This is a genomic window from Endozoicomonas atrinae, from assembly GCF_001647025.1.
GTDB classification, from domain to species: domain Bacteria; phylum Pseudomonadota; class Gammaproteobacteria; order Pseudomonadales; family Endozoicomonadaceae; genus Endozoicomonas; species Endozoicomonas atrinae.
Window position 1 is genome coordinate 1 of record NZ_LUKQ02000037.1, and the last position, 25,038, is coordinate 25,038.

20 protein-coding genes and 1 pseudogene are annotated in these 25,038 nt (G+C 49.8%); 7 read left to right on the forward strand and 14 right to left on the reverse strand.

Going from position 1 to position 25,038, the window contains the following annotated elements; translation table 11 throughout:
* Positions 1–317 precede the first annotated feature (317 nt).
* A complete protein-coding gene (locus AK963_RS07455) occupies positions 318–1,931 on the forward strand; it encodes a tetratricopeptide repeat protein (RefSeq protein ID WP_139117295.1) in 1,614 nt (537 codons plus the stop codon).
* Between the two features lie 205 nt (positions 1,932–2,136).
* On the opposite strand, the gene AK963_RS07460 is transcribed toward AK963_RS07455, so the two are convergent.
* From AK963_RS07460 to phnW, 14 genes and pseudogenes are all read right to left on the reverse strand, one after another.
* Positions 2,137–2,328, reverse strand: coding sequence for a hypothetical protein (locus AK963_RS07460; RefSeq protein ID WP_139117296.1), 192 nt, complete (start codon positions 2,326–2,328; stop codon positions 2,137–2,139).
* Between the two features lie 116 nt (positions 2,329–2,444).
* Complete coding sequence (locus AK963_RS07465; protein WP_202969738.1) at positions 2,445–3,323, reverse strand: SDR family oxidoreductase; 879 nt, start codon at positions 3,321–3,323, stop codon at positions 2,445–2,447.
* A 22-nt stretch (positions 3,324–3,345) separates the two neighbouring features.
* On the reverse strand, positions 3,346–4,494 hold the full coding sequence (locus AK963_RS07470; RefSeq protein WP_066014831.1) for an acetyl-CoA C-acetyltransferase: 1,149 nt from the start codon (positions 4,492–4,494) through the stop codon (positions 3,346–3,348).
* A 21-nt stretch (positions 4,495–4,515) separates the two neighbouring features.
* Positions 4,516–5,589, reverse strand: a complete 1,074-nt coding sequence (locus AK963_RS07475) for an acyl-CoA dehydrogenase family protein (RefSeq protein WP_066014832.1) — start codon at positions 5,587–5,589, stop codon at positions 4,516–4,518.
* Between the two features lie 10 nt (positions 5,590–5,599).
* Positions 5,600–6,766: an acyl-CoA dehydrogenase gene (locus AK963_RS07480; protein WP_066014833.1), complete on the reverse strand. Its 1,167-nt coding sequence runs from the start codon at positions 6,764–6,766 to the stop codon at positions 5,600–5,602.
* 1 nt (position 6,767) lies between these two features.
* Positions 6,768–7,619: an enoyl-CoA hydratase family protein gene (locus AK963_RS07485; RefSeq protein WP_202969739.1), complete on the reverse strand. Its 852-nt coding sequence runs from the start codon at positions 7,617–7,619 to the stop codon at positions 6,768–6,770.
* A 41-nt stretch (positions 7,620–7,660) separates the two neighbouring features.
* Positions 7,661–8,737 carry an NAD(P)H-dependent flavin oxidoreductase gene (locus AK963_RS07490; RefSeq protein WP_066014834.1) on the reverse strand — a complete coding sequence of 359 codons (1,077 nt, stop codon included), beginning with the start codon at positions 8,735–8,737 and terminating at the stop codon, positions 7,661–7,663.
* Positions 8,737–9,633 (reverse strand): enoyl-CoA hydratase, encoded by an 897-nt coding sequence (locus AK963_RS07495; protein ID WP_066014835.1) that lies wholly within the window; start codon positions 9,631–9,633, stop codon positions 8,737–8,739. Before AK963_RS07495 ends, AK963_RS07490 begins: the two co-directional genes overlap by 1 nt.
* A gap of 77 nt (positions 9,634–9,710) precedes the next feature.
* The gene (locus AK963_RS07500) at positions 9,711–10,550 is read right to left on the reverse strand and encodes a CoA-transferase subunit beta (protein ID WP_066014836.1); all 840 of its coding nucleotides are present in this window, start codon (positions 10,548–10,550) and stop codon (positions 9,711–9,713) included.
* Between the two features lie 19 nt (positions 10,551–10,569).
* Complete coding sequence (locus AK963_RS07505) at positions 10,570–11,445, reverse strand: CoA transferase subunit A (protein WP_066014837.1); 876 nt, start codon at positions 11,443–11,445, stop codon at positions 10,570–10,572.
* Between the two features lie 119 nt (positions 11,446–11,564).
* The gene (locus AK963_RS07510; RefSeq protein WP_066014838.1) at positions 11,565–12,461 is read right to left on the reverse strand and encodes a VOC family protein; all 897 of its coding nucleotides are present in this window, start codon (positions 12,459–12,461) and stop codon (positions 11,565–11,567) included.
* 539 nt (positions 12,462–13,000) lie between these two features.
* Positions 13,001–13,819, reverse strand: a complete 819-nt coding sequence (gene phnX / locus AK963_RS07515) for a phosphonoacetaldehyde hydrolase (protein ID WP_066014839.1) — start codon at positions 13,817–13,819, stop codon at positions 13,001–13,003.
* A gap of 3 nt (positions 13,820–13,822) precedes the next feature.
* Positions 13,823–15,177, reverse strand: a pseudogene (locus AK963_RS36835) (aspartate aminotransferase family protein).
* A complete protein-coding gene (gene phnW / locus AK963_RS07525) occupies positions 15,177–16,286 on the reverse strand; it encodes a 2-aminoethylphosphonate--pyruvate transaminase (RefSeq protein WP_066014840.1) in 1,110 nt (369 codons plus the stop codon). Before phnW ends, AK963_RS36835 begins: the two are co-directional and overlap by 1 nt.
* Before the next feature lie 232 nt (positions 16,287–16,518).
* Between phnW and AK963_RS07530 the strand changes: the two genes are divergently transcribed.
* The 6 genes from AK963_RS07530 to aspA all read left to right on the forward strand — a co-directional run bounded on the left by AK963_RS07530 (position 16,519) and on the right by aspA (position 24,882).
* Complete coding sequence (locus AK963_RS07530; protein ID WP_066014841.1) at positions 16,519–17,910, forward strand: aminotransferase family protein; 1,392 nt, start codon at positions 16,519–16,521, stop codon at positions 17,908–17,910.
* 150 nt (positions 17,911–18,060) lie between these two features.
* Positions 18,061–18,777 (forward strand): UTRA domain-containing protein, encoded by a 717-nt coding sequence (locus tag AK963_RS07535; protein ID WP_083232527.1) that lies wholly within the window; start codon positions 18,061–18,063, stop codon positions 18,775–18,777.
* A 121-nt stretch (positions 18,778–18,898) separates the two neighbouring features.
* Positions 18,899–19,933 (forward strand): putative 2-aminoethylphosphonate ABC transporter substrate-binding protein, encoded by a 1,035-nt coding sequence (locus AK963_RS07540; RefSeq protein ID WP_066014842.1) that lies wholly within the window; start codon positions 18,899–18,901, stop codon positions 19,931–19,933.
* 262 nt (positions 19,934–20,195) lie between these two features.
* Positions 20,196–21,254 (forward strand): putative 2-aminoethylphosphonate ABC transporter ATP-binding protein, encoded by a 1,059-nt coding sequence (locus AK963_RS07545; RefSeq protein WP_066014843.1) that lies wholly within the window; start codon positions 20,196–20,198, stop codon positions 21,252–21,254.
* A gap of 12 nt (positions 21,255–21,266) precedes the next feature.
* A complete protein-coding gene (locus AK963_RS07550) occupies positions 21,267–22,982 on the forward strand; it encodes a putative 2-aminoethylphosphonate ABC transporter permease subunit (RefSeq protein WP_238593664.1) in 1,716 nt (571 codons plus the stop codon).
* Positions 22,983–23,457: 475 nt separating this feature from the next.
* Positions 23,458–24,882, forward strand: coding sequence for an aspartate ammonia-lyase (aspA, locus tag AK963_RS07555; RefSeq protein WP_066014845.1), 1,425 nt, complete (start codon positions 23,458–23,460; stop codon positions 24,880–24,882).
* The last annotated feature ends 156 nt before the right edge of the window (positions 24,883–25,038 follow it).

Here is a 25,038-nt window from a genome sequence, read left to right on the forward strand (position 1 = left end):
GATCATCCTGAGTTTTAATCTGACTGGCTATTTGATCTACCAGTTTTTCGTTGATTTCAACGCTCATTGTTATTCTCCATTTTGGAGTATTAACGACAAGCGTTTACACAATTTAAATTACATTCCCCAGTATTCTGTTAGAAATGGTCCACCACTTGAATGTCCCAAAAAACAGCTGCAGTCTGAATGTTTTTGACAGGACAGTGTTTACGAATTCCGTCTGTTTAGCGGCAATAAGTCAGCTGTTTCTTGATAATCTCATTGGTCGACAGCTGGATCTGCTTATTTTGGACCCTAAAACCGTTGTTCAGCAGCTCATGAAGCAATACAACCTGATGACTGATCAATATCAGGGAGGTCGTTTAAAGCATCTTTTGCTCAATCATATCAGTGAAGAAGGCAATCCTGAATTTAATAAAATCGATCAACTATGCCACTCATTACTCTTAAATGAAGTCTATGTCATTAGTGAAGTACTACAGAGAATTCGGAACTATCACCATTATCTGGTTAATAACCAGGACTCTCCGTTCCCTGACAATGAACCGTACTTACCTCGTTGCCTCAGTGCTCTGTATCTGTTGTCATGTCGGGCGATCAATGATGGCTGTTCGCCTAATGAGCTCAACGATATTTTGGAGGCATACGAGATCTTTCAGGCGACAACCTGTGAAGACCAGGCAAATTTATTGAAGGTATCCGCTCTGGCCAACCTTTCTGAAACTCGGAAGGACTGGCAGGAAGCTATTACTCTGTATGAGATAATGTTGAATGAACTCCCTCAGGAAGTTCCGGTTTATGACCCCCTTCTTCATTGCCTGGAACAGTGTGCTCAATATGACCAAATGCATGAAGTGTGCCTTCAAGCTGTGGCTTTCTTTCAGAAGGCTAATATCCCCATAAAGGTACAGTACTTTGAGCGAAAGGCATTTTGGATCCTGACATTAAAAAAATCTTATGAAAATCAGCTTTCTCCAACTGTAGGACAAGCGAGAGTGTTACCTTCACAGTCATTGCCCTCCTCCCGAATTCATGAAGTTCCTGAAGATATAGATCAGCTGCTCATTTTTCTTGGCGAAGACCCTACTCAAACTCAAGCATCAGTAAGACCCAAAAACAGGAAAAAGAAAAAAAGGCCGCATTGCCATACAACCCTGGGTTTCCCCCCAGCCAAACTCCAGGAAGTAGACCAGCTGACCAAATACAAGCCTGCAACCGCGAATGTTTCACACAGCCCTACAGGGGTAATCTGTATTGGTGAAAGTCAACAAGCCCCTCTCACCAAAGTAATAACTCCTGTCATGGGTTCGGCAAATAGAAGAAGGTCCGGCGGTGATGTTACTGTCAAAAGTGCCTGGAGTCATTTTCAAGATCTTCAGGATATAAATAATGATCTCAGTTTGTTTTCGGGAAAAAAGCGCAAAAAGGAAGCTCAACAGCAAGCTTGCCAGGCCATTAAAGCATATCCAAAAGATTCATGGTTACAGCACAGTGCCGGGTGGACCTTCTACCTGACTGATAACCTTGAGAAGGCTAGACAGTGTTTTTTCCATGGGTTATCACAGTGCCTTTATGACTATAAAGGTATCCAGCCACTACTGAGTCAGTGGAAACAAAAAACCAAGGCTCGAAATTTTATGGATCTTTCAACGGCAATCATCAATCTAAATATTACCACCGGTAGTGAAACTGCTTTGCATGTATCTGCGTTTTTAAGATCGTTAGCCCATGTTCTTGACAAGGAGAAAGACTCAGATAGCAGCAAGTCTCTACGTGACCTGTCAAAAAGGCTCAATCCAGAGAGAGAAAAACATAAAAGGAGTCCTACTTTTAACACAAAAGTCGAGGTTGTGAGCCAACAGCTATTTTCTGCATTAAAAGAAAGTATTTATGATGATCGGTATGATCTCAAAGGTAAGCTGCTTTCATGATAAATACAGACAGTTGTCAATTTTATTATCTGCGCCTAAAAATATAATACCTTACAAACAACGCCTGTATGCATACTGGAATAGATATAAGTATCCAGTTCAATAAACAAGCAAAAACACTTTAGCGATAATGTAAGGCATAGTAGCTAGAGAATCCGTCTTACATGGACTAACTCAATATCACAACCAGCCCGTACGATAAAAATCAGCGTTTGAAGGATCTATTTTTCTGTGGATCACCCTTCAATACCGACTGACAGATATTGACCGGCATATTGGTCGATACCATCTTGCCTTCCACATAACAAACCGATGAGGGAATCCCGCCAATTGCTGAAGCAGCACCAGCCATCAAAGAAAGGGTAACGCCTAACGCAAAGGAAGATAGTATTTTCATAGTACTGTCCATAGTGTTAAGAATGATTGCAGACAGCCTAATACTCCCTGTGCCACAACTGCACATCGGAACTGCCTGCATTTGATGATGCCTGCTGAATACAGGCTCATCCACTGTCAGGTACCGTATACCTTCTGGGCAGGCACAGCTTCAGCCACCAGCTCGGCAACTGCACTGCCAACTTCTGATGGTTCCCAGCGTGCTCCCTTGTCTTTCTCCGGGCCACGACGCCAGCCATCAGCAATCGAGATCTTGCCACCTTCCACTTCAAAGAGCTTACCGGTCACATTGGCACTCTGTTCTGAGCCCAGCCAGACTACCAGAGGAGCCACATTTTCCGGAGCAAAGAAGTCGAAGCCATCTTCAGGCTTTTTCATCACATCAGCAAAAACGTCCTCAGTCATGCCAGTGCGTGCAGCCGGAGCCAGACCATTTGCAGTAATACCGTAACGGGCCAGCTCAGCCGCCTGAACCAGCGTCAGCGAAGCAATACCACCTTTTGCCGCAGCGTAGTTTGACTGGCCAATGGAACCCTGAAGACCAGCACCGGAGCTGGTGTTAATGATACGGGCACTGACGGCTTTACCGCCTTTAGACTGCTCACGCCAGTATTTAACCGCATGACTGGCAATACAGAAATGTCCCTTCAGATGAACCGCCATCACGGCATCCCAGTCGGATTCTGACAGACTGGCAAACATGCGGTCACGACAGATTCCGGCATTATTCACAACCACATGCAGATCACCAAACGCATCGATGGCCTGCTTCACAATCAGGGCAGACTCTTCATAGTCGGTGATGTCATTGGTATTAACCACAGCGTCGCCACCAGCTTCTTTAATGGTCTCTACGACATCCGATGCCGCTTTCTCATTAATATCATTAACAATCACCCTGGCGCCTTCAGCAGCAAAACCCAGTGCATAGGCCCTGCCCAGTCCACCACCGGCACCGGTAACAATCACAACACGGTTTTCACAAATGGCCATCATTTAATCCCCTGTTATTATTCTTTTACAGTCGTTCAATAATAGTGACATTGGCCTGACCACCGCCTTCGCACATGGTTTGCAGTCCGAAGCGACCACCAGTACGTTCCAGTTCATGCAGCAATGTAGTCATAAGCTTGGTACCAGTCGCGCCAAGAGGATGCCCAAGGGCAATTGCACCACCATTGACGTTTGTTTTCTGATGGTCATAGCCTGTCTCTTTCAACCACGCCATGGCAACAGAGGCAAAGGCTTCATTGATTTCCACCAGATCAATCTGGTCCAGCGTCATGCCCGCCTTTTTCAATGCATACTCAGTTGCAGGAATTGGGGCTGTCAGCATCCAGATCGGATCAGCGGCACGAACACTCATATGATGAATTCGAGCTCTAGGTGTCAGATTATATTTCTTCAGGGCTGCTTCTGAGACAATCAGAACGGCAGAAGAACCATCACAGGTCTGGCTCGAAACACCGGCAGTGACTTTTTCACAACCAAACAGGTAATCCAGCTCAGCCATTTTTTCCAGGGTTGACTGTCGAGGCGTTTCATCAACAGAAACACCCTCCATCGGTACAATCTCTCGACTGAAGCGCTGCTCTTCAATCGCCTGAAGTGCTCGTCGATGGGACTCCAGAGAGTAACGCTCCAGATCTTCCCTTGAAAAACCCCAATGGTCAGCAATCATCTGTGCAGACTTGAACTGCGTGGGCGGCTCAGCGCCATAGCGTTCAACCCAGCCTTTTGATCCTGAGAAAGGGTCAGTAAATCCCAGGGGTTCCGCTGCCATCATCGCTGAGGAGATGGGAATCTGGGTCATGGTCTGAACACCACCGGCAATCACCACATCCTGCGTTCCACTCATAATGGCCTGAGCAGCAAAATGAACCGCCTGCTGTGAGGAACCACACTGACGGTCAATGGTGGTTCCGGGAACCTCTTCAGAAAGACCCGCAGCCAGCCAGGCTGTCCGGGCTATATCACCCGCCAGTGGACCAATGGTGTCTACACAACCAAAAATAACATCGTCGTATTCATTATCTGGAATACCGTTACGCTCGACGATGGCTTTTAACACATGAGCGCCAAGATCAGCTCCGTGCACATGAGCCAGTCCACCTTTACGCCGCCCCGTTGGAGAGCGGACAGCATCAACAATATACGCTTCTGGCATTATTCTTATCCCCCTCAGAGCCTATACGAAAGTACTTCCAGCACCCAGCTGAACATCATCAGCCAGAATAAAATGCTTAATACGCTGCTTGTGAAAGCCCTGCGTTCCATAAGAAGAAGCCAGAGACCAGGCCCGCTTCATAAAGATTTGCAGATCGACTTCCCAGGTATACCCCATGGCACCATGAGACTGGATACCATTTTTCGCCCCGAGCATGGCTGCATCGGTGGTCACCAGGCGGGCATGAGATACGTCTTTAGCGCGGCTGTTTAAGCCATAAGCAACCGAGTAAGCTGCTTTATAGAGGGGTGACTTGGCAAACTCAATCTGCACTGCCACGTTGGACATCAGATGCTTCACTGCCTGAAATGAACCAATGGGCTTGCCAAACTGTTTGCGCTCAAAGGTGTAATCAACGGACAGATCCACCATTTTTCTGGCCAGTCCCAACTGCTGTGCAGCAACCGCCAGTGCGCCACGATCCAAGGCATCCTGCCATAACTGTTTTCCGGCGGTGCCATCAGCAATCCCAGCTCCTGAAATAAGAGTTTCAGCAGACGGTGTCCACTCAACAGTGAACAGCTTACGACTAGGGTCAACGGATGGATTTTCTGTCAGCTGAACTTGTGCCTTAGGTAGCGCATGTACTTCATCACCATTGGCAAGAATCAGAAGATCCGCTACATGAGCATCGGGAACCAGAGGATTATCAGGATGGCCAACAGCGACACGAGCCTCGCCAGTAGCAATTCGGCTCAACCAGGTCTCTTTAAACTCAGCCTGTTCATCGCCCAGGCTACTTATTAGTGGAACTGCAACCATCACCGTTTCAACAAGGGCTTCTGGCAAAGCGGTATAACCGCACTCTTCAGCCAGCAGTACAAAGTCCAGTTCATTCATGCCAAGGCCACCAAAAGCCTCAGGCACGGTCATCGCGGTCAGGCCGAGTTCAGCCAGCTGAGTCCATAACTCACTGGATCGACCAGTATCGCTTTCCCAGAGCTCACGAATTTTTTCCGGTGTGACTTCATTAGTCAAAAATGACTTCACACTGTCGTGAAACATCAGTTGATCTTCAGTAAAAGTAAAATTCATTGCTGCACCCTCACGCTCTGGGCATGCCCAGCATACGCTCGGCAATGATATTACGTTGAATTTCGTTGGTACCGGCATAAATCGGGCCGGCCTGTGAAAACAGGAAACCATCCAGCCATTTGCCCACCTCGCCTGCGGCTGGGGCATGAGGCCAGAGTTCGGCCCGTGCCCCCAGAATACTCATGGCGGTTTCATGCATTTTCTGATCCAGTTCTGACCAGAAAATCTTATTAGTTGATGACTCAGGGCCAATCTTTCCACCCTGTACCAACCGGGATGCGGTCATGTAGGTATTCAGGGTATAAGCTTCAGCGTCCATCCAGGCTTTCATCACCGCATCGCCAACAGCAGGATCAATATCTACAACGTCACGGTTAGCCTTGTAAAGTTCAACCAGACGACGGGCCGTTTCCTGGAAACGGGCAGGAGAACGAAGCATAAGGCCACGCTCAAAACCGGCAGTGGACATGGCTACATGCCAACCCATGCCTTCACCACCCAAAACGTTTTCCACCGGAACTTTAACGTTGTCAAAGAAGATTTCAGCAAACCCTGGCAAGCCATCCAGCTGTGGAATTGGGCGTACAGTGACGCCTTCTGCGTCCAGAGGCACAAGAATAAAAGTCAGCCCTTTGTGACGACTGGATTCAGGATCGGTACGAAAAATACCGAAGGTCCAGTCTGCCCAAACAGCCCGGGTCGACCAGGTTTTCTGGCCATTAATGACATAATGGTCGCCTACCCGCTCGGCCTTTGAGCGAATGGCCGCCATATCTGAGCCTGCACCGGGCTCAGACCAGCCCTGGGCCCAAACCTCTTCACCAGTAGCCATCTTTGGCAGGAAGCGAGCCTTCTGCTCTTCGGTACCAAACTCCATCAACGTAGGGCCAAGAAGGAAGATACCGTTTTGATTAACCCTCGCCGGTGCGCCGGAACGGTAATACTCCTCTTCAAAAATCAGCCACTCAATCAGGTCACAGCCACGGCCTCCTAGAGCTTCTGGCCAGGTCACCATGCCCCAGCGCCCATCATTCAGCTGGGCTTCCCACTCACGGTGCTGACGAAAGCCTTCTTCCGTATCAAAGGATTGCAAAGGCTGCGCAGGTACATTTTGAGCCAGCCAGTTGCGCACTTCCTCACGGAAGGCGTTTTGACTGTCGGTATAACTAAGATCCATATTACGCCTCCGTGGCTTCCTTAGCGTTTGCGTCTTTTGACGAGAACGATGCATCTCGTTTTTCAACAAATGAGTCTCTGGCCTCCTGAGAGTCCGGAGAGGTATAAGCCTCCAGAGTAAAACCCTGTTCCCAGCGATATTTCGCTTCAAGGCTGCCATCTTCAATACCGGTCAGCGCTTCTTTTGCCAGCTTGATCATTTTTGGACTTTTGGCCGCAATCTTGGTCGCTATTTCACGAGCGGTATCCAACAGCTGATCTTTTGGGACAACCCGCTCCACAGCCCCAAGTCGATACGCTTCCTGGGCATCAATCATGTCACCGGTAAAATACATGTAACGGACTTTCTGAACCGGGAACATTCTCTGCAAATGGGCACCACCACCCATGGCTCCACGGTCGACTTCCGGTACACCAAAGCGTGCACACTCTGAAGCAACAATGATGTCAGCCGCGCCGGAGATACCGATACCACCACCAAGAACAAAGCCATGTACCGCCACAATGACCGGTTTGGGATTCAAATGGATCACTTCAAAGGTGTCATAGTTACCCTTGTTCACTTTAACGATCAGGCTTCCATCTTCTGCCAGCTCTTTAATATCAACACCGGCACAAAAGCCCCGACCTTTGGCACCGATGATAATCGCACGCACTTCGTCGTTTTTGCCCAGCGCTTCTATCTCAGCCGCAATATCAGCCCAGCCCTGACTGGTGAATGCATTGACAGGCGGGTGATCAAAAATGAGTTCTGCAACCCCCTGCTCGATGGATACATAAAATGGTTTGCTCATTATTCTTATCTCAATGTAGGCCGGTTCCTGACGGGAGCCGACGATATAGACTGCAATCACTTGTCGGCTCCAGACTGAGAGCCGACCTACGCTGAAGCGCTTTACGCTGGCTCAACAGCCTTAGCTTTTTCCAGACTGTTCAGCCTGGCCATTTGCTGCCGGGCTTCCTGCATGATTTCCTGAATCAGCTCTTCACAACTCAGCAGACTGTCAATAGCTCCAGCTACCTGCCCAGCCGGCAACACACCTTCACTTGGCCGCCCATCCACCATGGCCTTCTGAATCACCATTGGCGCATTGGCCGCCATAATGGTCTGCGCTGCGGTCATCTGGCCTTCCCCTCTCATTTGCAGGGCCGTTTTCAACAGGCTGACCACGGACATACCCGTGTATTTTCTGAAAGCCAGACCATTTCTGATCGCCAGAATCAATTTTTTCAGAGCTCCAGCCTTTTCCAGCTCAGCCAGGAATTCATTGGTAATCATTCGCTGAGGCATACCATCAATCGCCTTACTGACAATAATGCTGCCCGGGTTGCTGGTTTTTACATAACGATCGAGCGTAGCTGCCGGCACAGGACTGTCTTTGGTCATCAAAAAGCGGGTTCCCATGGCAATGCCTTCAGCCCCGTAGGCAAGGGCTGAGATCAAGCCTTTTCCATCCTTAAAGCCACCCGCCGCAACAACCGGTACATCCAGCGCATCAACCACCTGGGGTAACAGAATGGAGGTCGGTACCGATCCAGTGTGACCACCACCTTCACCACCCTGAACCGTGACCGCATCAGCGCCCATCTCTACCGCTTTGATGGCATGCTTGAGTGCCCCAACGGTCGGAATACAGACGACACCTGCATCCTTTAGCTGAGCCACCATTTTCTTACCGGGCGAACGGCTGTAGCTGACAGCTCTGATGCCATGACGCACCACCATGTCGACAATCTCAGCTGCATTGGCCTGATACATATGAAAGTTCACACCAAAAGGCTTGTCCGTCAGCTTTCGGGTTTCAAGAATGGCTGCCTCCATTTCTTCTGGAGGAATCGTGGCGCCGGCCAGAAAACCAAAACCACCCGCATTACAGGTTGCAGCCACCAGTTTTGGGTCTGCGACCCAGCCCATGGCAGTCTGTATAACCGGATACTGGCAGCCAAGTAATTTCGTCAGACGGGTCTCCATTATGCCTCCGCCTTCTTTTTATCTTTTGACGTTTCCCGCTGGGATGCCGCCATGGATTTGCCGTCAAACCCTGCCAGACGATCACCGGAAACCAGGTCATTGTGGGAGTGAGCGAAGTGATGAAGACCGAATACCATGTCCATGGTCGTACGCTTGCCCATCAGGTCTTCCGCATTGTTCACAGCCTGCTTGGTGAGCTGAAGTCCCAGACGAGGCATTTTGGCAATACGGCCGGCAATCGCGAGAGTTTCCTCTTTCAGCTCTTCCCGACTGACTACCCTGTTAAGCATTCCCATCTGATAAGCCCGCTCTGCAGGCATCCGCTCTCCAAGAAAGAGGAACTCTTTGGCAATTCTCGGATTCAGTTCATGTACATGAGCAAAATACTCAACGCCGGGAATGCCCATTCGAACAACAGGGTCTGCATAAAAAGAGTCATCAGAGGCAACAATCAGGTCACAGACCCAGGCCAGCATCAGGCCACCTGCAATGCAGGCTCCCTGAACCATGGCAATGGTTGGCTTGGGAATTTCCCGCCAGCGACGGCACATTCCCAGATACACTTCGTGCTCACGGGCATAGAGAAATTCACCACCGGGCTTATTGGTGTGGTCATACCAGAGGCTGGCACGATCAAATGTCTTATCCACGTCCCGACCGGGAGTACCGATATCATGACCGGCAGAAAAGTGCTTGCCAGCACCGGCCAGAACAATCACCTTAACGTCGTCATCATCACTGGCGCGCTTAAAAGCCGCATCCAGCGCATAGGTCATCTTTGAGTTCTGGGCATTGTTATATTCAGGACGGTTCATGGTGACAATGGCTACACCATCACGAACTTCGTACAGAACGACATCCTGGCTGCTGGTTTCTTCGGAATTGATATCTGTCATCGCCTGGCTTCCTCTTATACTTCTTATTCTTTCCCACTACCGTTTAATACCCCACCCAATGAAGAGCGAAGTACGCTTTACTGACGACGATCTCCGGGTGGATTGTCCTTGAGCTGTCTGGCCCTGAGGTTGTGTGGGTCAAGCTGCCTGATAACGTCAAGCTGCGCCTGGGTAGGCGCTGCAGTCACCGGAATGTCTCCATCAACAATGACTTCAAAGCCGGTATTTTCCAGAACCTGTTCTACTGAGACACCAGGATGGGTACTAACCAGACGAAGCTGATGATCCGGACCATTCCAGTCCATCACGCAGAGATCTGTAATCACCAGTCGTATATCAATGTCATCCAGTGAGTAGCCTTTAGGCAGCCTTTGTGGGTTGTAACCAATGGACGCCACTACGTCACATTCGCCCTCTACAAAGACACGTTTATTGTGACTGGGTACAAAGAAGCTATTGGCGTGACTGATGGAGTTACCGGGAAATCCACGAACGCCCAGCATCTGTACTTTTGGTTGCTCATAGGTGCCACCCAGTGCGGAAATGTTGGCCTGACCATAGCGGTCAATCTGGGTAGGGCCGACCATTGCATGGCGCTTGCTGCTCCAGACATTGTCAAAAATTCGGGAGAACCCCATCCAGGTTTCATTCTTCTGGACGAAACCCTCTTCACGATTCCCAACCGGATTTGGTTCAGAAAGCAACCAGGCCTCTGAGTCAGTCATCATCAGATCAGGATTAAAGGTTTTCATAGCCAGACTGGCAGCCAGACGGGGGATCAAACCGATGCCTGTGGCCAGTACTTCTCCATCATTCCGAAAGGCTTCTGCCCCTGCACAGATCATCAATTCAGCAAGAGAATAATCTGCAGCAGCCGGGCTTTCTTTTAAAAGATCTGCATTGACCGGATTAGTCATAATGTACACTCCACCTTAATCAATAAACCGGCAACGGCAGTTGCTTGATCGCTTCCAGACCACCGACTTTGGTCTGGTACTCTTCTTCACTGCTGTTTTGAATAAACTTCTCAAAATAGGCCTCGAAACCGCCCTCTTTTGCTGAAGCGTTGTATTCCTTGAAGTGGGGAACATCAAAACCATACAGTGGTGCACACGACGTTGGATGAGCGCCACCCGGCTGCAGGCATACACCACTGGTCATGGAGCGTTCCCAGAATACGTAGCGAGACTCTTCCGGATTATTGAAGTAATCCGCATCGACCAGCTCATCACAGGTTACAAAGGTCTTCTGTGCCGCTCGCGCAAACCAGTCGTCCATGTAATGATCAGAGCCCTTGATCTGACATACGCCACGTTCATCAGCACGGTCGGCGTGCAGCAGAGAGACATCCAGTTTCAGGGCAGGCATGGCAACCCACTCTTTTTCATCATAAGGACTGTCAATCACCTTGATTTCTGGGTTGACACGAACGACATCGGTACCCAATCCGATACGGGTAGGAATGTAAGGGCATCCCCAGGCAGCAGCCCTCAGGCCAAGCAGCATCATCCCTTCATCAATTTCCATGACTTCAATCTCACCCTTTTGGCGAGCCTGACGGAAGTAGGGCTCGAGCGGAATGAAGTCGAGAGAAACGAACGCAAAGACAACCTTCTTCACTTTACCCGCAGCACAGAGCATACCCACGTCTGCACCGCCATAGGCGACGATTGTCAAATCTTTTAGATCTGAACGAAGAATCTCACGAATCAGTGCCATTGGCTTACGTCGTGGGCCCCAGCCCCCGATTCCGATGGTCATACCGTCCTGCAGTTCAGCAACAATGTCTGCAGCGGTCATGCGTTTGTCCATGAAGTACACCCTTTTTTTGTCTGACGCTTCCCGCCATCCGCTTCCCGCCACCCGAAAAAGATAAAAAAGATTGCTTTTACGGGCAGCGGGAAGCTGGCAGCGGGCGGCGAATAAATCTCTTATTTAAAGCCTACGCTGAAGTCATGCCCCCAATGGCTAACCACAGTGCTTTCAAAGGCTGTGTGCTTGTCCCAGTCCATAACACGGCCACCACAGCCATATTCCATGTCGAAGCCGGAAGGCGTCTTCATGTAGAAAGAGGTCATTTCATCATTGGTATGACGACCGAGCGTGGCTGTTAGCTTCACGCCGTTTGCAACCATGCGGTCCAATGCCCGACCCACTTCGTCCATATCACAGACTTCCAGCATCATATGTACACAGCCAGAGGGGACCGGAGCTTCAAAAATCGCCAGAGAATGGTGACGTCCATTATTACAGTGCATGAAGTGCAGGCGCTTTTCCGGCTCATTTGGGTCATCGGTAAAGCGGACGGTCATCAGATCAGAGAGGCCAAAACCGAGCACATCGGTATAAAAAGAACGACTCTTGTCAAAAGCCGGTGTCGGCAGCACGGTATGCCCAAGACCCAGACCGTCAGAAACAAACGCTTTGACACCCACAGGAGAAATAAAGCGGGCAAAGTCCTGTTGTGGTCCCCAGAAAATTTCGTGACGATTACCATCTGGATCAGAAAATTTAATCAGCTCCTGCACCTTTCGGGCTTTGGCTTCTTCCGAAGTACCGTGAACCACCTGCACATCGGCTTTCTCCAGATCACTAATGGCTTCCAGGAAAGCTTCAGGGCCTGAAACTTCCCAGCCACTGACGCCATAACGATCCTGATCAGACTTTTCCACAAGAATTCGATAGTTACGGTCATCCATTTTCAGATACAGCGTATTGTCATCAGAATCCTCAGTCAGCATCATTCCCAATACCTGGGTTCCATACTGGCGCCACTGATCCAGATCAGTTGACTCTGCGGTGACATAGCCAAGTCCGCGAATATCCATAACACCTGTTCCTCTGTATCTTCTTATTATGAGAGTGCCCAGGAGGCTATCCGAAAATAGACTGCCCTACGGCGGTGGCAGCAAATTGGTCTAGAAAATCCTTTTTGTTCGGCAAATAGAACCACTATTCACCTCACAAAATGGATTTTTAATCCTCAATTCTCTGCCATCCTCGCTACGGGCGCTATTCTCGGATAGCCTCCTAGCTGAACACTGCGTTAAACAATGCGGCACTTTCGACTCAAGGCGTTTACACGAAGGCATACTGTGCTTTCAGAAAATCCAGTTCATCGCTTTTTCAGCAGTAGAGATTTCCCGACAGCATGGCCTTACTGTCATTGCCACTGATTAAAGCCATTGAGGGAAGAGGAATCATCGTCCAATGGGACTAACATAAAGAAGGGTAAACTATTAAAAACTGACCACTTTCACGCAGTATTAGCGCCAGTTTTTATATTTTCGAGGACAGTTCAGCGCATTTAAAAAATTAAGAGCCTGAAAAACAGGCTCTCAGAGAATACAATACCAACACCCACAAATCAGGGCTTTTCTCCACGCATCAGACGCGAATTAATATCGCTGATAACGTCTGGTAAGTCCGTAATGGTATCCACTACATAGTGAGCACCTGCTGTCACCAGCTTATCGGTAGCCAAGGCCCTCTTTTCGGCCTTATAGCCACTGGAAGCGCTCAGATACTCTTCAAGCGTCATTCCAGCCTCATTGCCCGACAATGCCAGCCCCACCGTCCACATGCCGGCATTCAGCCCTTCACTGATGCCCGGAGCGGAATCATCCACTTTGACACAGTGGTTAACGCCATGAATACCCAGTTCAATCACATTCTGAAGCGCCATCCAGGGACCGGGCCGGGCACCAGCCTGTAAATCATCGCTGGCAATCACAGCATCCGGAGAGTAGCCTTTCTCTGCAGCAGCAGGCATCAGAATATCTATCACCTCTCTTGGGTAACCTGAGCAGGAACCAATTTTAATCCCTTCTTTACGCAGCAGCGCAATCGTTTCCAGTGCCCCGGGAACAGGGTCTGAGAATTCGGCCACTTTCGCTTTCTGCAGCGGCATGAAAGTTCTGTATATATCATCCACATCAGCATCTGACATTGACCGCCCAAAACGGTGCTGCCACCGCTTGCTGACCTCTGGCAGCGCGCCCAGAGTTTTTATGTGGTCCCACTTTCCAAGCCCCATAGGAACACGAGCTTCTGCCAGTGAAACATCAAAATCATAAGCCTGTTTGAACGCTTCAACAAAAATGGACGTGGGCGCCCAGGAGCCAAAATCCACGACAGTACCCGCCCAATCAAGAATCACCGCTTCGACGCTTTTTTTTACATCCATGATCTATACCTCAATGTCCGAAATTGCCTGTTCAATAATATTCAGTGCTCGTACCAGGTCCTGACGCTCAATCGTCAATGGCGGACTCAACTGCAGTACATTGCCCTGAGAAACCTTAAAACTGAGCCCACCTTCAAGGCATCGATAGAGCACCTTTTCAGCTTCTGCGGTAGCTCTGGTCTTTTTCTCAGTACAAGTCACCAGTTCAATACCCCATAAGAGGCCAATACCTCTGACATCTCCGATGATGGGATACCTGGCTTTCATCGCCCCCAAACGATCCCTCAGGAAAGCGTCATCCGCCTTCACTTTCTGAAGCAGGTTTTCCTGCTCGATCACCTCTATGGTGGCCAGGGCAGCCGCACAGCCAACGGGGCTTTTTTCATGGGTGTAATGCCCGAGAGAAATAGACGATGCGATATTAAAGCGATCTCTGGTTATCATCGCTGCCATAGGCACAATACCGCCACCAAGCCCTTTGCCAATACACAGAATATCCGGAGTAATGCCGTAGTGCTGAAAGGTGAACCACTCACCGCTTCTGCCCATTCCATTGGGTATTTCATCAATGATCAGTAATACATTGTGACGGTCACAAATCTCCCTGATCCGCTGCCAATACGCCTGACTGGGAACCTGCACATCGGTATTGCGGACCGTTTCGGCAATAAAGGCGCCGATTCCGCCTTCTTTCTCGATAACGTATTCCAGATAGTCAGCATAATGGACATCAGAACCATCCTCCCCTGGCCACACTCCCCGATAACTGACCGGAGGTGGAATACGTTCTACACCCGGCGTTAACGGCCCCATACCCGTTCGAAAGCAAGCCTCCCCCCCCACACAATGGCATCCAGCGACGCGCCATGAAAAGAGTCCCAGAGGGAAACCACTTTATGGTTGCCGGTCACCTGCCTGGCCAGTTTCAATGCCATCCCGATGACCGATGTTCCGCCCGGAGCAAACAGAACACGACTCAAATCGTCCGGACAAAGGCTTGCCAATTTTCGGGCACACTCAATAGCGACCGGGTTAGTAAAGCGTCTTGGTGAAAAAGGCAGCGTATCCAGTTGATCCCGGACACGTTTCACCACGACTGGGTGCCCGTAACCCAACTGGTGAACATTATTGCCATGGAAATCCATATAACGCCTGCCACGGATATCCTCTATATAAATCCCTTCTGCCCGGGTCAGCACATCCAGACAGGGGGTCGACATGGACTGATGGAGAAAGTAACGGGCATCTTCATCCAGTAACTTCTGGGTTTCCTGATGGTCAAGCGCTGCCTGCCAGCGGACGCGTTCTTCAGTGCTATTGATATCACCTTCACTGTTCAGTGATTCAACCATAGCCATTACTGCTCCCAGTACACGCTGCTGGCAATGGCCTGAACCAGTGCAGCAATATCCTGAGCATACACTTCACCGATATTGCCAATCCGGAAACAATCAGCATCCGACACTTTGCCTGGATAGATCACAAAGCCCTGCTGTTTGAGCAACTGATAGAAACGGTCAAATTGATATTCAGGATGCTGTGGCGATCGAAAAGAGGTAATAAAAGGGGAATGCATTTCATGGGGTAACAGGCACTCAAAGCCCAGTTCCTCCATCCCCTGAACCAGCAGTTTCTGATTATTCTGGTATCGCTGATAACGGACAGCTACCCCACCTTCCTGACGCAACTCCTCCAGCGCCTGGTAGAAGGCTCTGACCGTATGAGTCGGTGAAGTAAAACGCCACTTGCCGTCATGGTCTTCCATACAGCGCCACTGAGCATAAAGATCAAGGGATAGAGAGCGGGCCTGATGAGCGCATTTCGCCAGCAAATGTTCACGAGCAATCACCAGACCGAAACCGGGAACACCCTGAATGCACTTGTTCGCTGAACTGATCAGGTAGTCAATACCCAACATACCCATATCCAGTGGAATGCCGCCAAAGCTGCTCATGGCATCAATGATGAGTAACCGGTTATGTTTTTTAACAACACCAGCAACCGCTTCCAGCGGATTCAACATACCCGTCGTGGTTTCACAGTGAACCATCGCTACATGAGTAATTCCGGAATCTGTCTGCAAAGCCCGGTCAATATCGTCTACTGCTGGAAGCTCTGTTTCTCGATAACTCAAGACCTGAACATCAATATTCAGGTATCGGGCTATTTCAGCCATCCGCGCGCCATACACGCCGTTATCAATCACCAGCAGGCGATCCTGATTACCAATGATCGTGCCAATGGTGGCTTCCACAGAAGCCGTACCGCTGCCCTGCATCAAAACGGCTGTATAACCAGCCTCTGTAGTCGCCAACGAAACCAGCTTGTCCCGCACACGTTCAACAACGTCACGGTTATAGTCGTCATCCCAGGTACACCAATCCCTGAGCATTGACTCACGTACAGTACGTGAAGTGGATAAAGGCCCCGGGGTCAATAGCAGATAAGGGTTTTCAGTGGCAGTCATGCCTTGTCCTCACACTTTAAAACTGGTCTATACCAATATTTAAAATCATGAGGGCTCTCAAAGAGGTTGTAAATACGACAGCATCAACCTTCATAAAAAGTTCATAAAGCACTGAATCAATAGGCCCTAGCAATACTCGCTTTTAAATACCATCAAGAGCCTTTAACGAAACTGTCATGTTTATCTGAATTAATGGTCTATACCATTACCGCAAGTATCAGGGGAAAACAGGATGGAGTCATTTGCAGACATTCAACAACGTCATTTTATGCAATGCTGGGGTCGCCAGAAGGAGTATCGCCCTCTTCCGGTTCAGCAGACAGATGGATGCTGGATCGAAACAACCGATGGTCGTCGTATTTTTGATTTAAGAAGCGCCCATGAGTGCATCAATCTTGGCTTTCGCCATCCCAGAGTCATGAAAGCCATGCAGGAGCAGATGGGTAAGGTCGTTTATGTGACCGACGACTTTGCTACAGAGCCTACCGCAGAGCTGGCCAGAACACTGGCAGAACTGGCACCGGGCAGCTCCGACCGGAAAGTCTATTTCAGCCAGAGCGGTGCGGCCGCTGTGGAGGCGGCGATCAAAGCCGCGCGAATGTATAAGTACAATGAAGTCATGGGTGGTTCACAACAGAATGTGGATGCCCCTGTGCAGTACCCGTTCCCTTACAAGATCATCTCCCGCTATCGCTCCTGGCATGGTTCAACAGCTGGTGCTGCTTCTGTCTCCGGAGATCCCAGACGCTGGTTTATGGAACCCCTGGCGATGCCAGGCGTCGTGTTTGCCCCTGACGCCGACAATTACCGCAACCTGTTTGGTGAGGGTTCAGAAGGTGTCGATCGAAATATAGCCTACCTGAATTACCTGATTGAGCAGGAAGGTGGTTCGAATAAAGTGGCCGCCATGCTGGTTGAAACCGTGGTTGGCAGCAACGGCATTATTCCTCCCCCTCCGGGCTATATGCAGAAACTCAGGGAGCTCTGCGACAAGTGGCAAATTCTGCTGATCGTGGATGAAACCATGACCGGCATGGGTCGCACTGGCCGCTTCTTTGCGTTTGAACACTATGGGATTGAGCCGGATATTATCGTGATGGGCAAAGCGCTCGGGGTTTATGCGCCGATCGCTGCGACCATTTTCTCTGAAAAAATCAGCCGCTCATTTGACGACCAGATTTTCGGACATGGCCAGAGCTTCTCGGGTCATGCTCTTGCCGCCGCCGGTGCTCTTGAGAGCATCCGGGTGTTACACGAAGAGAACCTGCTGGAAAAAACCCGTGAACTTGGCGACTACCTTGGACAGCGACTACATGAACTCAAAGAGAAACACCCCTGTGTGGGAGATGTTCGAGGTTTGGGTCTGTTTTGGACCCTTGAGCTGGTAGCCAACCGGGAAACCCGGGAACCACTGAGAAAACACACTGAAAAGTATACAAAGACCGTCGTAAAAGACATTGCTGAATTTCTATTTCATGAAAAGAATATCTATGTACCCGGTGACAAGTTTGGTGTCTGGGTCGTCCCTCCCCTGGTCGTTACACGAGAGGAGCTGGACTGGGTTGTTGATGGCATTGATGAAGCTCTGCTGATTGGCGACCAACATCTGGAAAATAGCCTCTGAAATAGCGGGCTATCTTGTACTTCAGGTAGCCTGCCCGCAAAATTCCCTCCTCTCGTGGCAGACAACGCTCATTGCACAATAGTCACCTTTGCGCTTTCCGATACAGGAAACACTGTTTGCCTTCCCTTTTATAAAGGTAATTCATTAGCCATGAATATGGACCATGGAAGAACCCAGTATCAACTGATTCGAATGGCACTGTGCGATCAAATTGAACATGGAGGACTTAAGGCAGGTTCCAAACTGCCCTCAGAGCGAATGCTCAGTGAGCGGTTTGGCACCACCCGGGTGACTCTCAGGGAAGCGCTCGCCTCGCTGGAAGCGGATGGCCTGGTTTATCGAGAAGACCGCCGGGGCTGGTTTGTAGCACCGCAACGACTGGTCTATGACCCAACCAGAAATGCCAATTTTCACACCATGGTTACCGACCAGGGGCGCTCACCTGCAACCCGGTTATTAAGCGCATCGCTGGTGCCAGCAACAGCAGGCGTGCAGAGATTGCTGGGGTTACAGCCGCTGACTCCGGTTTATCGTCTGCAACGCCTTCGTTCAGTCGACAATCGAGTCGTGGTATACGTCGAAAACTACATCATTCCGGAGTACTTTCCCGGGTTGCTTGAGCACAACCTTGAACGATCACTGTCCGATGTTTACCGGGAACACTACAGCACGTCTTATCACCGGGTCCGCTTTCAACTCTATCCGGTAGGTCTTCACGGCGACTCAGCCCACCACCTGAAAGTGACCACAGGAAGCTCCGGTCTGCTGGTTACGAGGGTGAACCAGAACTCTGAAGGTCTGGTTATCGATTGCGACTTTGAATACTGGCGGCATGATGCCATTGTCATCACAGCTGAGACTGGCTGACAATTTTCATATTTCTGCAAAAAATCGGTCATACTATCGTCATTTATTTTTTCTACGATCCTCATTAACGAATCTGGTCTGTACCAGATACTCACTCCACCGGTCTTGAGGATCATTGACCATGAAAAAGCAACGCCTTTTATCCGCACGGACGCCCCTGGCACTGACACTCACTTCCCTGATCAGCACGGGTCTTTATGCTGCACAGGAAGAGCTCACAGTTTATACCGCTTTTGAATCAGACCTGCTGACCAGATACAAAGAAGCCTTCGAAGCGGATCATCCTGATATCCGCATCAAGTGGGTAAGAGACTCCACCGGAGTGATGACCGCAAAACTGCTGGCAGAAAAAAGTAACAGTCGTGCCGATGTTGTGTGGGGACTGGCGGGCTCAAGCATGGCGCTCCTGAAACAGGAAGGCGTGCTCGCCACCTATACACCTGCCGGTTTGAACGAAATCAAAGCTGAGCTGGTTGACCCGGAAGCCGGTAAAGCCTGGTTTGGTAATCAGGCCTTTTTCAATGTCGTTTGCTACAACGAAGCCGTTGCCAAAGCCAACAACCTTCCAAAACCAGAATCCTGGCAGGATCTGTTAAATCCGGTATACAAGGGGCAGATCGCCATGCCAAACCCCGCTTCCTCCGGCACCGGTTATATGCAGGTTTCCGCCTGGCTGCAAAGCATGGGTGAAGAGGAAGGCTGGACCTACATGTCAGGACTGGACAATAACATTGCCCACTACACCCACTCCGGCTCTAAACCCTGTGTCCAGGCAGCCATGGGTGAAGTGGCCATCGGGATTTCCCAGGCAATCCGCGGAGCCCAGTTAAAAACCAAAGGTGCTCCACTTGATCTGATCATGCCGGAAGGCGGCATTGGCTGGGACGTTGAGTCCGTCGGTATGGTAAAGGGCACTGCCAGAGAAAAAGCAGCAAGAACACTGGTGAACTGGAGCTTAACGGCCAAAGCCAACGAGCAGTACGCAGAGGCTTATGCCGTGGTAGGTCATAAAGAAGTTCATAAACCAGTGGCCAATTACCCGGATGTCGAAAGTGCCATGGTCAGCATGGATTTCGGGGCCATGGCTTCAGGTCGCAAGCAGGTTCTCAAAGAGTGGTCAGAACGTTTTGACCAGAAATCCGAACCCAAATCATGAACCTGAATTCTGCAAAATTCCAGTCCATAGAATGATACCAAACGTGCTTTCTAACTCCCGTGATGAGCATGAAGATTTGAGCCTTAAGACAAGGCGGCGTGAGGAGTCATAACCTAAGCTACGGCGACGATCGCCAACGCAGGGTTAAGGCTCAAATCTTCAGCGCAATAGGGAGTTAGAAAGTTCGATTGGTATAAACAACTGTGGCTCGGTATTTCTGCAGTCTGAAGCAACCACTTCCTTATTGAGAGTTCCTGCAATTATGCAATCCTTTCTATCCATCCAACATTTATCCAAATCCTTTGGGGCATTCACAGCGCTTGATGATATTTCGCTGAATATTGAACAGGGGGAGTTTATCTGTTTTCTCGGCCCCTCAGGCTGTGGAAAAACCACTCTCCTTAGGCTGATCGCAGGATTGGAGAGCAGTGATCAGGGGGAGATCTGGCAAAGTGGTGTTAATTGCACAAAGTTCCCACCTGAAAAAAGGGACTTTGGTATTGTCTTTCAAACCTATGCCCTGTTCCCCAACCTGACGGTTTTCGACAATATTGGTTTTGGCCTTCAAAACCAGGGACTTTCACGGGAAAAGGTTCAAACGACAGTAGCCAAATGGCTTGAGACCATTGGACTGTCGGATGCGGGGGATAAATTTCCCTGTCAGCTTTCCGGTGGACAGCAGCAAAGGGTGGCCCTGGCCCGTGCTCTGGCGTTATCGCCCGGATTACTGCTGCTGGATGAACCACTGTCAGCTCTGGACGCCAGGGTTCGAGTCAAGTTGAGAGAAACCATTCGTTCACTGCAGAAGCGACTGGGAATCACCACCATTATGGTCACTCACGACCAGGAAGAAGCCATGGCGATGGCCGACCGAATTGTGGTGATGAATCACGGCCATATTGAACAGGTTGGTACACCCAGAGAGATCTATCAAAACCCAGCCTCTCGCTTTGTCGCAGAGTTCGTCGGCGCCATGAACTTTATGGAAGCAGAAGTAAACCCTCAGAATCAGACCATGCTGGCAAATCAACCACTGGCACTTGCCCCGCAGCCTTCCCGCAGTGGCAAAGTTTTACTGGGTATCCGCCCGGAGAATCTGACATTCGGTGAGGGAATTACCGAGTTACCAGTACAGGTTGAAACAATGGAGTTTCAAGGGACTTTCGTCAGGGCAAGCTGCAACCCACTGGGCTGGACATCAACCTCCGCCATAAAAGTGGATGTTCCGGTTCATCAACTGGCCAACCTCAGCCTGCACCCTGGCTGCGAATCCCGACTGGTCATCCAGGAACAGCATATTCATGTTTTTCCCGCAGAGTAAGGAATGCTGATCATGGATCTTTCTACCACTGCCAATAGACCGCTATACAGAGAAACCAGCCAGAGGCGTCCTGTTTTCAACACTGGCAAGCTGGTTTCTGCGCTCTGCATTACCGGAGTCTCTCTCTATCTGCTGGTAACACTTCTGCTACCACTGATGGCAATGCTGGCCCGAAGTGTTCAGGATAGCCAGGGCCGTTTTGTCGGCATCGGCAACTTTGCAGAATACCTGGGCACTCATGCCCTGACCCAGTCCATTTCCAATACCCTGACGATCGGCTTTGTGGTTACGGGTATTGTGGTCACTCTGGCGTTTCTATTCGCCTATGGCCTGACCCGAACCTGCATGCCCTGCAAAACAGCCTTCAAGGTTCTGGGTATGCTACCCATTCTGGCACCATCGCTGCTACCGGCGATCAGCATGATCTACCTCTTTGGCAATCAGGGCGTTGCCAGAGACTTACTGATGGGACATTCGGTTTACGGCATCCTCGGTATTGTTATTGGTCTGGTATTCTGGACCTTTCCCCATGCACTGTTGATACTGAACACCGCATTATCTACCTCCGACGCCAGACTCTATGAATCCGCCAGAGTCATGAAATCTTCAGCACTGCGGACTTTTCTGACGGTCACATTACCGGCAGCCAAATTTGGCCTGATCAGCACAACTGCGGTTGTCTTTACCCTGGTAGTCACGGACTTTGGTGTCCCCAAGGTGATTGGCGGCCAATACAATGTTCTGGCCACGGATATCTATAAGCAGGTGGTGGGGCAGCAGAACTTTGCCATGGGTGCCGTAATCAGCGTGCTGCTGTTACTGCCGGCGATCATCGCTTTTCTGGTTGACCGCAGAGTTCAAAAGAGGCAGAAAGAACTCTTTGGCTCCCGTTCTGTCGCTTATCAGCCTGAACCCAGCCCGATTCGCGACCGGTTATTTCTGGTGATCTGCAGCCTGATGATCATGGCCATACTGTCGATTATTGCCATGGCCGTATATGGCTCTCTGGTGACATTCTGGCCCTGGAATCTCGAGCTTTCCCTGCAGAACTATCGATTTGAAAATTTCAGTGCCCAGGGTTGGGTACCATTTTTCAATTCATTAAAGCTCGCCACAGGCACAGCAATAGTGGGGACGCTGGTCATTTTTATAACGGCCTACTGCGTGGAAAAAGTCAAAATGGCAGCCTCCATCAAATGGCTGATTCAGGTCATGACCATGCTGCCTGTGGCGATCCCCGGAATGGTACTGGGTCTGGGATATATCTTTTTCTTTAATCAGCCAGAGAACCCGCTGGGAATGTTCTATGGAACCATGGCGTTACTGGTTCTGAATACCGTTGCTCATTACTTCACCGTGGGTCATCTCACGGCCCTATCAGCCCTGAAAAAGCTTCCTAATGAAATTGAAGCGGTAGCAGCATCGCTTAAGATTCCGCAATACAGGGCCTTTTTCAAAGTTTCACTGCCAGTATGTCTGCCTGCGTTGCTGGATATTGGCATCTATCTTTTTGTTAATGCCATGACCACCACATCCGCTGTCGTGTTCCTGTATTCATCGGACATCATGCCGGCATCCGTAGCGGTGATGAATATGGAAGATGCTGGCCAGAATGGCCCGGCGGCAGCAATGGCCGTTCTGATCATGCTGACAGCCGCAACCGTTAAAGTGGTTCACCTGCAGGTTGGTAAAAAACTATTGAATAACACTCAGCGCTGGAGACGCTGAGTGAGGTACACAAGCCCCCACTGCCAGCAGAAAAAAACAAAGTCCACGCCAGACCCGCGTCAAACTATCCAAACACTACTGTTCATACATGCTCAAGTTTGCAAGGAACTGAAAATCCATCAATTATTACCTCGGAAAAACACCTTACTAACCCCTAACAACATCAAAACATTCACTATAACTCCTTGCGCAGCAGGGCACAGAGCAAGTTGAACTAACCTAAGTGCCAATAATCAGCGATATAACCCTCAGCCTTAAATCAATCCGTGATAGATGCGAAAACTGATCAAAATTGATACAGATCATGCCTTTTATCTTTTTTTGATAACTTTTGTTCAGTTAGGTAGTACCACTTATTGCTGATAATTATGGACAGGCACAGACTAAACCCAGCCAGCCTGCTTTTACCAAGCTAAAAAGGCTTATCCCATGCAGGCTGATGATTTTCCTCCAGTGCGCAAGTAAGGCACAGATAATGACCGATCTTACCCAATACCGAATTGAACATGACCTGCTGGGTGAAGCTCCAGTTCCGGAAAGTGTTTACTATGGCATCCAGACCCAGCGTGCCGTAGAAAACTTCCAGATCAGTGGCGTTCAGCTGAATCACTATGCCAACCTGCCACGTGCCCTGGCCATGGTAAAGAAAGCCTGCGCACTGGCAAACCGTGATCTGGGCATGCTGGACGAGCAGAAAGCAGAAGCGATTGCTGATGCCTGTGATGAGATTATCGATGGCCGCCTGCACGACCAGTTTGTTGTTGACATGATTCAGGGTGGCGCTGGTACCTCCACCAACATGAATGCCAACGAAGTCATCTGTAACCGTGCCCTTGAGTTGATGGGACACCGTCGTGGTGAGTACCAGTACCTGCACCCGAACACTCACGTCAACATGGCACAGTCTACTAACGACGTATACCCAACCGCTATGCGTCTGGCCATGGTGCTCAAGCACAAGACGCTGCTGGTAGCCATCAAGACCCTGAAAAATGCTCTGGACGTAAAAGCCAATGAGTTCAAGGACATTCTGAAGATGGGTCGTACCCAGCTGCAGGACGCTGTTCCTATGACTCTGGGTCAGGAATTCCGTGCATTCAGCACCACCATCGGTGAAGACGTTCAACGTATCAGCGAAATGGCGGCCCTGCTGCGCGAAGTTAACCTTGGTGGTACGGCAATCGGTACCGGCATCACGGCTGACAGCCGCTATGCGCCACTGGCCGTTAAATACCTGTCTGAAATCTCTGGTCAGGAAATGATTCTTGCCGGCGACCTGGTCGAAGCCACTTCAGACATGGGTGCTTTCGTTATTTTCTCCAGTGCCCTGAAGCGTCTCGCCGTTAAGCTGTCCAAGATCAGTAACGACCTGCGCCTGCTCTCCAGTGGCCCGCTGTGTGGCTTCAATGAGATTAACCTGCCAGAAATGCAGCCTGGTTCTTCTATCATGCCTGGCAAGGTAAACCCGGTTATTCCTGAGGCCATGAACCAGATCGCTTTCCACGTAATTGGTAACGATCTTGTCGTAACTCTGGCTTCTGAAGCCGCTCAACTCCAGCTGAACTACGCTGAGCCGGTTCTGGTTTACAAAATTCTTGAGTCTATCCAGCAACTGGCCAGCGGTATGAACATGCTGACCGAGAAGTGCATCAAGGGCATTACTGCAAACCGTGATGTTTGCCAGAGCTATGTAGACAACAGTGTTGGTCTGGTAACCGCACTGAACCCATACCTGGGCTACGAAAACTCCAGCCGTATCGCGAAAACGGCTCTGAAGAGTGGTCGTCGTGTAGTTGACCTGGTACTTGAAGAAGGTCTTCTGACTGAAGAACAGCTGAAGGAAATTCTCAAGCCAGAAAACATGATTGCTCCTTTGAACCTGAGCCAGTCAGCACACTGAATTATATAATCGTGCGTTGATCTCAGACGGAAGGCCTGTAGAAATACAGGCCTTTTTCTTTAGACCAACACTCACAAACAACTCCAGATACGCACAAAAACATAACAATGATCGTATTATCCCTGATAACAATACAGGAAATATCATCTAATATAA

Bases quoted from the DNA above. Each gene is read 5' to 3' on its own strand.
- AK963_RS07540 (WP_066014842.1), top strand. From the start codon at position 18,899: ATGAAAAAGCAACGCCTTTTATCCGCACGGACGCCCCTGGCACTGACA.
- AK963_RS07500 (WP_066014836.1), bottom strand. From the start codon at position 10,550: ATGACTAATCCGGTCAATGCAGATCTTTTAAAAGAAAGCCCGGCTGCT.
- AK963_RS07505 (WP_066014837.1), bottom strand. From the start codon at position 11,445: ATGGACAAACGCATGACCGCTGCAGACATTGTTGCTGAACTGCAGGAC.
- phnX (WP_066014839.1), bottom strand. From the start codon at position 13,819: ATGGATGTAAAAAAAAGCGTCGAAGCGGTGATTCTTGATTGGGCGGGT.
- AK963_RS07470 (WP_066014831.1), bottom strand. From the start codon at position 4,494: ATGCCAGAAGCGTATATTGTTGATGCTGTCCGCTCTCCAACGGGGCGG.
- AK963_RS07550 (WP_238593664.1), top strand. From the start codon at position 21,267: ATGGATCTTTCTACCACTGCCAATAGACCGCTATACAGAGAAACCAGC.
- AK963_RS07475 (WP_066014832.1), bottom strand. From the start codon at position 5,589: ATGAATTTTACTTTTACTGAAGATCAACTGATGTTTCACGACAGTGTG.
- AK963_RS07480 (WP_066014833.1), bottom strand. From the start codon at position 6,766: ATGGATCTTAGTTATACCGACAGTCAAAACGCCTTCCGTGAGGAAGTG.
- AK963_RS07465 (WP_202969738.1), bottom strand. From the start codon at position 3,323: ATGATGGCCATTTGTGAAAACCGTGTTGTGATTGTTACCGGTGCCGGT.
- phnW (WP_066014840.1), bottom strand. From the start codon at position 16,286: ATGACTGCCACTGAAAACCCTTATCTGCTATTGACCCCGGGGCCTTTA.
- AK963_RS07490 (WP_066014834.1), bottom strand. From the start codon at position 8,737: ATGGAGACCCGTCTGACGAAATTACTTGGCTGCCAGTATCCGGTTATA.
- AK963_RS07545 (WP_066014843.1), top strand. From the start codon at position 20,196: ATGCAATCCTTTCTATCCATCCAACATTTATCCAAATCCTTTGGGGCA.
- AK963_RS07495 (WP_066014835.1), bottom strand. From the start codon at position 9,633: ATGACAGATATCAATTCCGAAGAAACCAGCAGCCAGGATGTCGTTCTG.
- AK963_RS07455 (WP_139117295.1), top strand. From the start codon at position 318: ATGAAGCAATACAACCTGATGACTGATCAATATCAGGGAGGTCGTTTA.
- AK963_RS07530 (WP_066014841.1), top strand. From the start codon at position 16,519: ATGGAGTCATTTGCAGACATTCAACAACGTCATTTTATGCAATGCTGG.
- AK963_RS07535 (WP_083232527.1), top strand. From the start codon at position 18,061: ATGAATATGGACCATGGAAGAACCCAGTATCAACTGATTCGAATGGCA.
- AK963_RS07460 (WP_139117296.1), bottom strand. From the start codon at position 2,328: ATGAAAATACTATCTTCCTTTGCGTTAGGCGTTACCCTTTCTTTGATG.
- aspA (WP_066014845.1), top strand. From the start codon at position 23,458: ATGACCGATCTTACCCAATACCGAATTGAACATGACCTGCTGGGTGAA.
- AK963_RS07510 (WP_066014838.1), bottom strand. From the start codon at position 12,461: ATGGATATTCGCGGACTTGGCTATGTCACCGCAGAGTCAACTGATCTG.